We start from the raw sequence: 7,753 nt of genomic DNA, 5'->3' as shown, positions 1-7,753 counted from the left end.
GGGCGCGGGAACCGGGTCAGCGGCCCCCGCATGTACGGGCGCGGGGACGCGTTACCTGCCCTGGGCGGACATCGCTATCACCGTCACGGCATGCTCTACCGCATACACCGGGTCGCGGGACAATCCCTTGACCTGGGCATCGGCTTCGGCAGTTGCCTGGATGGAACGGACCAGCCCCTCCGGTGTCCAGCGGCGGACGTCGCGTTGGGCCTGTTCCACCAGCCAGGGCTGCATTCCCAGTTCGGATGCGATCTGGGCTGAGGAACCGGAGGCTCCCGCCACCCGGGCTACGGTGCGCAGTTTGGCGGCGAGGGCTGCCACGAGCGGAACGGGGTCGGCGCCGGTAGCGAGTGCGTGGCGGAGCGTGGACAGCGCCAAGGGGCCGTTGCCTGCCATCGCGGCATCTGCCACCTTGAATGCGGTGGCCTCGATCCGCCCTCCGTAGTAGCGGTCCACCACTTCCGACGTCACTGTGGTGCCGGCGTCTGCCACCAGTTGGCTGCATGCGGCCGCGAGCTCGGAAAGGTTGGCTCCGACCGCGTTGACGAGGGCAAGGACGGCTTCCTGTTCAATGCGGCGCCCCGCGGCTTTGAATTCGGCGGAAACGAACGCCATCTTGTCGGCGTCCTTTTTCAGGGGCTGGCAGTCAACCACGGGCCAGCCGGCCTTCTTGATGGCGTCCAGGAGCTTTTTGCCGCGCGTTCCCCCGGCGTGCCGCAGGACCAGCACGGCGTCCGGTTCCGTATGGTCCAGGTACCGAAGGGCGTCAGCGAGGAAGGCGTCGTTCATGGCTTCGACGCCTTCCACCTCGATCAGTTTGCTTTCACCGAACAGTGACGGGCTGACCTGCATCAGCAGCGTCCCGGCCTCGTAGCCTGCCGCATTGATGCGGCTCACTTCCACATCCGGAGCCGCTGCCCGGACCTGCGCACGGATCGTGTCCATGGCCCTGATGCCGAGGTATTCCTCAGGCCCGCTGACCAGGACGACGGCGGCAGGGGTTACGTCACGCCAGGTGGCGGCATTCGACGCCGGGGAACGGGTTGCTCGCTTTTGCGCAGCGGCCATCGGGGGTTCCTTCCGGAAAGTTTTGTGGAGTATCCCAGCCTGCCACGTCCCGGCCCGCGGTCAAAGCCGCAGCGGGCGCGGACGGCAGCGATGTGCCGCTCCAGCAGTGCAAGGAGCACCACCGTGTGCCGGTGCGAAGCGAGAACCAGGTCCATGGCCTGCCGGGGCCGGGCCACCGCCCACACAACACTCACAGTCAGAACCGAAAAAAGCACCATGGACAGCAGCCCGGGCACGCCCTCGGGCCAGGCCAGGGCCGAGCCAGGAAGCCGGGCGGCGATCCGGGCCGTGCCGGCAACCCCGGCGCTGAACGTCCCCGCCACCGCGATCAGCACGGTGGCCAGCCAGGGTGCCAGGACAACGAGGGGAACGGCCGCTGTCCCCAGCAGCGTCACGGGTGCCACCAGCGGCGAAGCGACCACGTTGGCCAGGAGGGAATACGTGGAGAACTGGGGCTGCAGCAGCACAATCACCGGCCCGCACAGGAGCTGGGCCGACAACGGGACCGCCACGGCTGCAGCTGCCCAGCGGGGAACTGCAGCAGGCGTCCACTCGATGATGCGCCGGCCCAGGACGATAATCCCGAGCGTCGCGAGAACCGACAGCAGGAAGCCGAAACTGCCGCCAAGCCCGGGGTCCAGGAGGAGTAATCCCATAACGGCCAGGCAGAGGAAGCTCAGTCCCCGGCCGGAGCGGCCTCCCGCCAACGCAGCCACCCCCACAGCCCCCATCAAGGCTGCCCGCAGGACACTCGCATCCGGGCCCACCAGCACCACGAACAGCCCCAAAACGGTGAGGGCAACCGCCGCCGCAGGAATGCGCGGCAGGCGGAACCGCCTGCAGGCGAGCAGGACGGCACCGAGAACCAGGCTGCAGTTGGCTCCGCTGACTGCCGTCAGGTGCGTCATGCCCACCGCTTTCATTGAGTTTTCCAGCCCCTGATCCAGGGCGCTGGTATCCCCTGTGACCATTCCCGGGAGCAGGCCTGCGGCATCAGGCGTCAGAAAGGCCGAGGCGGCAACAAAACGCGTCCGCAAATCCTTGGCCGCACCCTCCAGCCCCTCCCCGCCGGTGGACATGCCCGGTGCGGATGACGCGGTAAGGGTGCCTGCCTCCTGCCGCCCGGGGTCCGGAGGCCGGAGCTTTCCGGTGGCGCGCACGGATTGCCCGGGGACCAGCGCTGCCCACGTGTCGCCGCCCATCACCACCAACTGCGCGCGGGTCCGGAGCAACATCCCGCCCGTGGTCACCTCCCGGGTCCAGACCGGAACCGACCAGCGCGCCGGCGGCCCTGCCTGCCCGGGCGCGTCCAGGGCACGCGGCGCCCCGGCCACCTCGACGACGGCCACAACGGACTTGCCCGAGGCTATGGCCGCGGCCAAGGGGCCATCGAACCGCTGGCTTGATGCTGTGGAGGAGTGTGCCGCGGCGGCAGCGGCCAGCACGCAGGCCACAGCAGTGGTGGCGAGGAAGCTTCGCCGGGCAGGTGTGCGGCCGGCGAGCCGTGAAAGCCGAACCAGCAGAAGCGCCGCCAGGGCAAGCAACCCGATACACAGCACAGCCAGGACGGACGGCGTCAGCCACAGCCCCGCGATGGATGCGCCCCAGACCATGGCGGCCGGCAATGCGAGGCGCACGTCGGTGCGGCGCCGCGGGGCCTCACTGCCGGCGTCGTTCCCCTGTCCCGCCCCCTTGGTGCCGGCCCGCTCCCGGGCGTATTGGACAAGCCTTCCGCCGTATTCACGGAATTCCCGGCGATGGGGCCCTGCGGGGCGGGGCGCCCGCCGTCCCGAACGGCGCTGCCCCGAATGGCCGGCCGGGGCATCCCGGGCAGGCAGCGGGGCCCGGTTCCCTACCGCGCCCGCTTCGACGGAGGGAGCATCAGCTGGCCCGCCCCGGACGGCTGACTCCACGTAGCGGCTCCAGGGGCTGGGCCTCATCTGTTCTTTACCGCCGCCCATCCGGCTGCCGTTCATGGCCGGTCCCGCTTCATACGGTCACCAGGGGCAGCAACGCCTCGAGCATCTTGGGCCCCACGCCGTCAACGGCATCCAGTTCCTCAATGTTCTTGAACGCTCCATGTTCCTTGCGCCAGTCCACGATCCGCTGGGCCAGCACCGGGCCTACCTTGGGCAGGGCATCAAGTTCGGCGGCCTCCGCCGTGTTGATATTGATCTTCGCTCCTGCCGGTGCGCCCGCAGCCCCACCGGTGCCGGGATCAGGGGTTCCTGCACTCTCCGGTCCCGCCGGAGCTGCTTCCCCGTGCCGCGGGACGTGGATCTTCCGGGCGTCCTCGACAACAAGGGCAAGGTTGAGGCGGTTCAGGTCGGCATCCGGGGTTCCGCCCCCGGCGGCCGCGATGGCCTCGTGGACACGGCTTCCGGCGGGCAGGTGGACCACGCCCGGGCTGGCCACGGCACCGGCGACATGGACCACCACCGTGCCGGGGGACGGATCACGGGCCGAGGGATCCCCTCCCCCAGGCTCCACGCCACCGCCAGGCTGCGCGTCGGCCTCCGGCTCCCCGGCACCTTCTTCCGCTGCGTCCCCGCCTGTCGCTTCGGTGCCGCCCGGACTGATTCCGCTCAGGGGCAGGATTTCCGGCCGCCCGGATGCGGTCTGCCACCAGAACAGCGCCCCCGCAGCTACGGCAAGGATTCCCAGGAGGATGGCGACGCGTATGCCCACCCGCCACCGCAGCGCGGGCCCCACCTTCGGGGAGCCAAGGGATTCGGGGCCTTCACCGTTCCCGTGCCCCTCGTGGCCGTCCGAGTCCCCCTGCTCTGGGCCCAGGTATTCAAACGCCTGCTCCCCGCTCCCTTCCAGCAGGAGGCCCCCGGGGCCGGGCCCAAGGGTGGCCTGCAGCCTGTCCCTGGCATGGCGCGCCTGATGACCTGCTGCTCCAGCATCCCGGCGTGACATGCCTTCACGCTAGGTACACCCGCCACGCGGCAACAGGACCGGCGGCGGCTATGTGGACAGTTGCGCCGCATCAGCCTCGGCAGGTTCCTGGCCCACGATGACGGCGAGGACGCCCAGCCCCGCATGCGCGGCCAGCACGGCCGGCAGGGAACTGATCTGGGCGGGAGGGCAGTGGGGCAGCGCCGCCGACAGCCGGACGGCCAGGCTTTCGGCTTCCTCCGGGTTTCCGAAGTGGTGGACGGCCAGCCGCACCGCCCCATTCCGTGCTTTCACCTCGGCAGCAACGATTTCCTCCAGGCGCGCCACTGCCTTGGCCGCTGAACGCACTTTTTCCAGCGGAACGATTTTGCCCTCATCGACGGCCAGAATCGGCTTGATGGCGAGCATGGTTCCCACCAGGGAGGCCGCGGCACCGATCCGTCCGCCGCGGCGGAGCTGCTCAAGGCTGGGCACGTAAAAATACACTGTGGTGCGGGCAGCCTGGCTTGCTGCGGCAGCAGCGGTCCCGGCTGCGTCCACACCTGCGGCCGCGGCCGCCACTCCGGCCTGTACCGCCATACCCAGGGCCATGCCGACGGTGCGTGAGTCAACCACTTCCACGGGAATGTCCACCCGCGCAGCAGCGAGCCGCGCGGCGTCAGCCGTGCCCGAAAGTTCCCCGGAGATGTGGATGGACACGACGGCCTCGTATCCCAGCCGCTGGGCGGCACGGTAGGCATTTTCGAACTGGCCCGGGGAAGGCCTCGACGTCTTCACCGCCTTTCCTGCGGCCAGGGCCAGCGCGATGGTCTCGAGGATGTCGTCTTCGCCCTCGCCGTAAATTTCCGCGCCCACCATCACGGGCATCGGAATGACCGTCAGCAGTCCCTCTGCTCTGAGCCCGTTCACCCACTCCGCCGGCAGTGCAGCAGCGGAGTCGGTCACCACCGCGGTGCGTACGACGGCGGCTCCCGGCCTGGGTGGGGGGCGGAGGCCCGCCAGGCGCGCACGGAACCAGGTCCAGGCGGCGGTGTTTCTCTCGGGCAAGTGGCCTCCTGGTGTCGGTGACCGGCCACCGGAATTGTTCCGGTGGCCGGAGCCGGCTTGCTGGATGCTAGGCCGGGACGATGTTCACCAGTTTAGGTGCGCGGACAATAACGGTGCGGATGCCGCGGCCGTCGAGGGCGCGCTGGACGTTTTCACTGGCCAGGGCCTGTTCACGCAGTGCGTCCTCGCTGATGTCCGGGGAGACTTCGAGCCTGTCGCGGACCTTGCCCTGAACCTGGACCACGGCGGTGACGGTCGCCTGGACCAGCAGCGCCTCATCGTGCGTAGGCCAGCCGGCGTTAGCAACAGAAGCGGGATGGCCCAGGACGTTCCACATGTCCTCGGCCGTGTACGGCGCGAAGAGGCTGAGGATGACGGCAACGGCCTCGGCCGCCTCGCGGACAGCAGGATCGGCCCCGCCGGCGCCGGCGTCGATGGTCTTGCGGGTCGCGTTGACCAGCTCCATCAGCTTGGCCACCACCACGTTGAACTTGTTGCTGTCCAGCAGCGCCGCGGCATCGGCAATGGTCCGGTGCGTGACGGAGCGCAGCGCCCGGTCACCAGCCGAGGGGTCCACACCGGGCTGGCTGGTGACGTCCTGCGCAAGCCGCCAGCCCCGGGCCAGGAACTTCGCGGAGCCCGACGGCGACACGTCCGCCCAGTCGACGTCGTCCTCAGGCGGGGAGGCGAAGATCATGGTCAGGCGGACGGCGTCCACGCCGTACTTGTCGAGCTGCTCTCCGAGGTCAACACCGTTGCCGAGGGACTTGCTCATTGCCTTGCCGCCGTTGAGCACCTGGCCCTGGTTCAGCAGGGCGCTGAACGGCTCGTCGGCGTCGATCATGCCGAGGTCGTGGATGACCTTGGTGAAGAACCGCGCGTACAGCAGGTGCAGGATGGCGTGCTCCACGCCGCCCACGTACTGTCCCACCGGCATCCAGTCGTTGATCTTCTCCGGATCGAACGGACCCTCCGTGTACTGCGGCGACACAAAACGCAGGAAGTACCAGGACGAGTCCACGAACGTGTCCATGGTGTCGGTGTCCCGCTTGGCAGGTCCGTGGCAGTTGGGGCATTCAACGTTGACCCAGGCCTCGGCGGCAGCCAGCGGGGATGTCCCCTTCGGCGACAGGTCCTCGCCGCGGAGGTCAGCCGGGAGCGTGACGGGCAGCTGCTCGTCCGGAACTGCCACCTCGCCGCAGGCGGGGCAGTGGATGATCGGGATGGGGGTGCCCCAGAAGCGCTGGCGGCTCAGCAGCCAGTCGCGCAGGCGGAAGTTGACGAACTTTTCGCCCGTGCCCTGCTTTTCCAGGATGGCGATGGCGGCGGGGATGGCTTCGGACTTGGGCAGGCCGTCCAGATCGCCGGAGTTGATCAGTGTCCCCTCCCCTGTAGTGGCGGTGCCGGATACTGCAGGGTCCTCCTCGCCGGTGTCCAGGACGGCGCGCACGGGAAGGTCGAACTTGCGGGCGAAGTCGAGGTCGCGCTGGTCATGGGCGGGGACGGCCATGATGGCGCCCGTGCCGTAGTCAGCCAGGACGTAATCGGCGGCCCAGACGGGAAGCTTCTCCCCGTTCAGCGGGTTCACGGCATACCGGCCGGTGAAGACGCCGGTCTTTTCCCGTTCGGTGGACTGGCGCTCGATTTCGGTGAGGGCCTTGACCTTCTCGCGGTATTCGTCCAGGGCAGCGGCGTGCTCCTCCGTGACGAGTTCGACGGCGAGTGGCGCGTCGGCTGCCACCACGAAGAACGTGGCGCCGTACAGCGTGTCCGGGCGGGTGGTGAAGACCGTGACGTCCTTGGCGGGCTTGCCGCCGTCGGCCTCGATCACGAAGTTGACGTGGGCACCTTCGGAGCGGCCGATCCAGTTCTTCTGCATGGCCAGGACCCGCTCGGGCCAGTGGCCCCGCAGCTCTTCCATGTCATCCAGCAGCCGGTCGGCGTAATCGGTGATCTTGAAGTACCACTGGTTCAGCGACTTCTTGGTGACCGTGGTGCCACAGCGCTCGCAGGCTCCGTTGACAACCTGCTCGTTCGCAAGGACAGTCTGGTCCTTCGGGCACCAGTTGACCGGCGAGTCCTTCCGGTATGCCAAACCGCGCTCGTAGAAGCGCTTGAAGAGCCACTGCGTCCAGCGGTAGTACTCGGGGTCCGAGGTGTGCAGCCGGCGCGACCAGTCAGCCGAGATGGCGTAGCGCTTGAAGGACGCCGCCTGGGTGTCGATGTTCGCGTAGGTCCACTCGCTCGGGTGGGCGTTGCGCTTGATGGCGGCGTTCTCGGCAGGCAGCCCGAAGGAGTCCCAGCCGATCGGGTGGAGCACGTCGTAGCCCTGCTGGCGCAGGTAGCGTGCCACCACGTCCCCCATGGCGAACGCTTCGGCGTGGCCCATGTGCAGGTCGCCCGACGGGTAGGGGAACATGTCCAGTACGTACCGGCGTTCCCGTGATCCGTCGTCGACAGGGGTAAAGACCTTCAGGTCTTCCCACACCTGGGGCCATTTGGCCTCCATGGCCGTGAAGCTGTAGGTGCCCTCCTCGGGCCCATCCGCCGCCACTGTTGCTGCTGTTCCGGTCTCTGTCTCCGGCTGAACGCCCACTGCTGCCCTCTTCTGTTCTGTTACGGCATCTGTGCTGCCATAACGGCCTGATCCTCCTGCTGCCGGACCGGAAATACTCCCGGACACACAAAAGCCCCTCACCATGGAGGGGCTGCCGCTCAGCTGTCCGTGTCCCGGACA

At 68.6% G+C, this 7,753-nt stretch carries 5 protein-coding genes; all 5 read right to left on the bottom strand.

The annotated features are described in order from the left end of the window. Positions 1 to 51 precede the first annotated feature (51 nt). Entirely contained in the window at positions 52 to 1,068 is a 1,017-nt protein-coding gene (gene holA / locus P2Q66_RS03865; protein ID WP_275725714.1) for a DNA polymerase III subunit delta, read from the bottom strand. Beyond that, a complete protein-coding gene (locus tag P2Q66_RS03860; protein ID WP_275725711.1) occupies positions 1,002 to 3,044 on the bottom strand; it encodes a ComEC/Rec2 family competence protein in 2,043 nt (680 codons plus the stop codon). Before P2Q66_RS03860 ends, holA begins: the two co-directional genes overlap by 67 nt. A 13-nt stretch (positions 3,045 to 3,057) precedes the next feature. Next, positions 3,058 to 3,990: a helix-hairpin-helix domain-containing protein gene (locus P2Q66_RS03855; RefSeq protein ID WP_275725707.1), complete on the bottom strand. Its 933-nt coding sequence runs from the start codon at positions 3,988 to 3,990 to the stop codon at positions 3,058 to 3,060. 48 nt (positions 3,991 to 4,038) lie between these two features. Next, positions 4,039 to 5,016 carry a DegV family protein gene (locus P2Q66_RS03850; RefSeq protein ID WP_275725703.1) on the bottom strand — a complete coding sequence of 326 codons (978 nt, stop codon included), beginning with the start codon at positions 5,014 to 5,016 and terminating at the stop codon, positions 4,039 to 4,041. 67 nt (positions 5,017 to 5,083) lie between these two features. Next, positions 5,084 to 7,612 (bottom strand): leucine--tRNA ligase, encoded by a 2,529-nt coding sequence (gene leuS / locus P2Q66_RS03845; RefSeq protein ID WP_275725700.1) that lies wholly within the window; start codon positions 7,610 to 7,612, stop codon positions 5,084 to 5,086. Between the last annotated feature and the right edge of the window lie 141 nt (positions 7,613 to 7,753).

This window comes from Arthrobacter sp. Cr_A7, assembly GCF_029222765.1.
Taxonomy (GTDB): domain Bacteria; phylum Actinomycetota; class Actinomycetes; order Actinomycetales; family Micrococcaceae; genus Arthrobacter.
This window is presented reverse-complemented; position numbering and strand designations above follow the sequence as displayed.

Coding starts and splice junctions, on each gene's coding strand:
- holA (WP_275725714.1), bottom strand. CDS start 1,068: ATGGCCGCTGCGCAAAAGCGAGCAACCCGTTCCCCGGCGTCGAATGCC.
- P2Q66_RS03860 (WP_275725711.1), bottom strand. CDS start 3,044: ATGAACGGCAGCCGGATGGGCGGCGGTAAAGAACAGATGAGGCCCAGC.
- P2Q66_RS03855 (WP_275725707.1), bottom strand. CDS start 3,990: ATGTCACGCCGGGATGCTGGAGCAGCAGGTCATCAGGCGCGCCATGCC.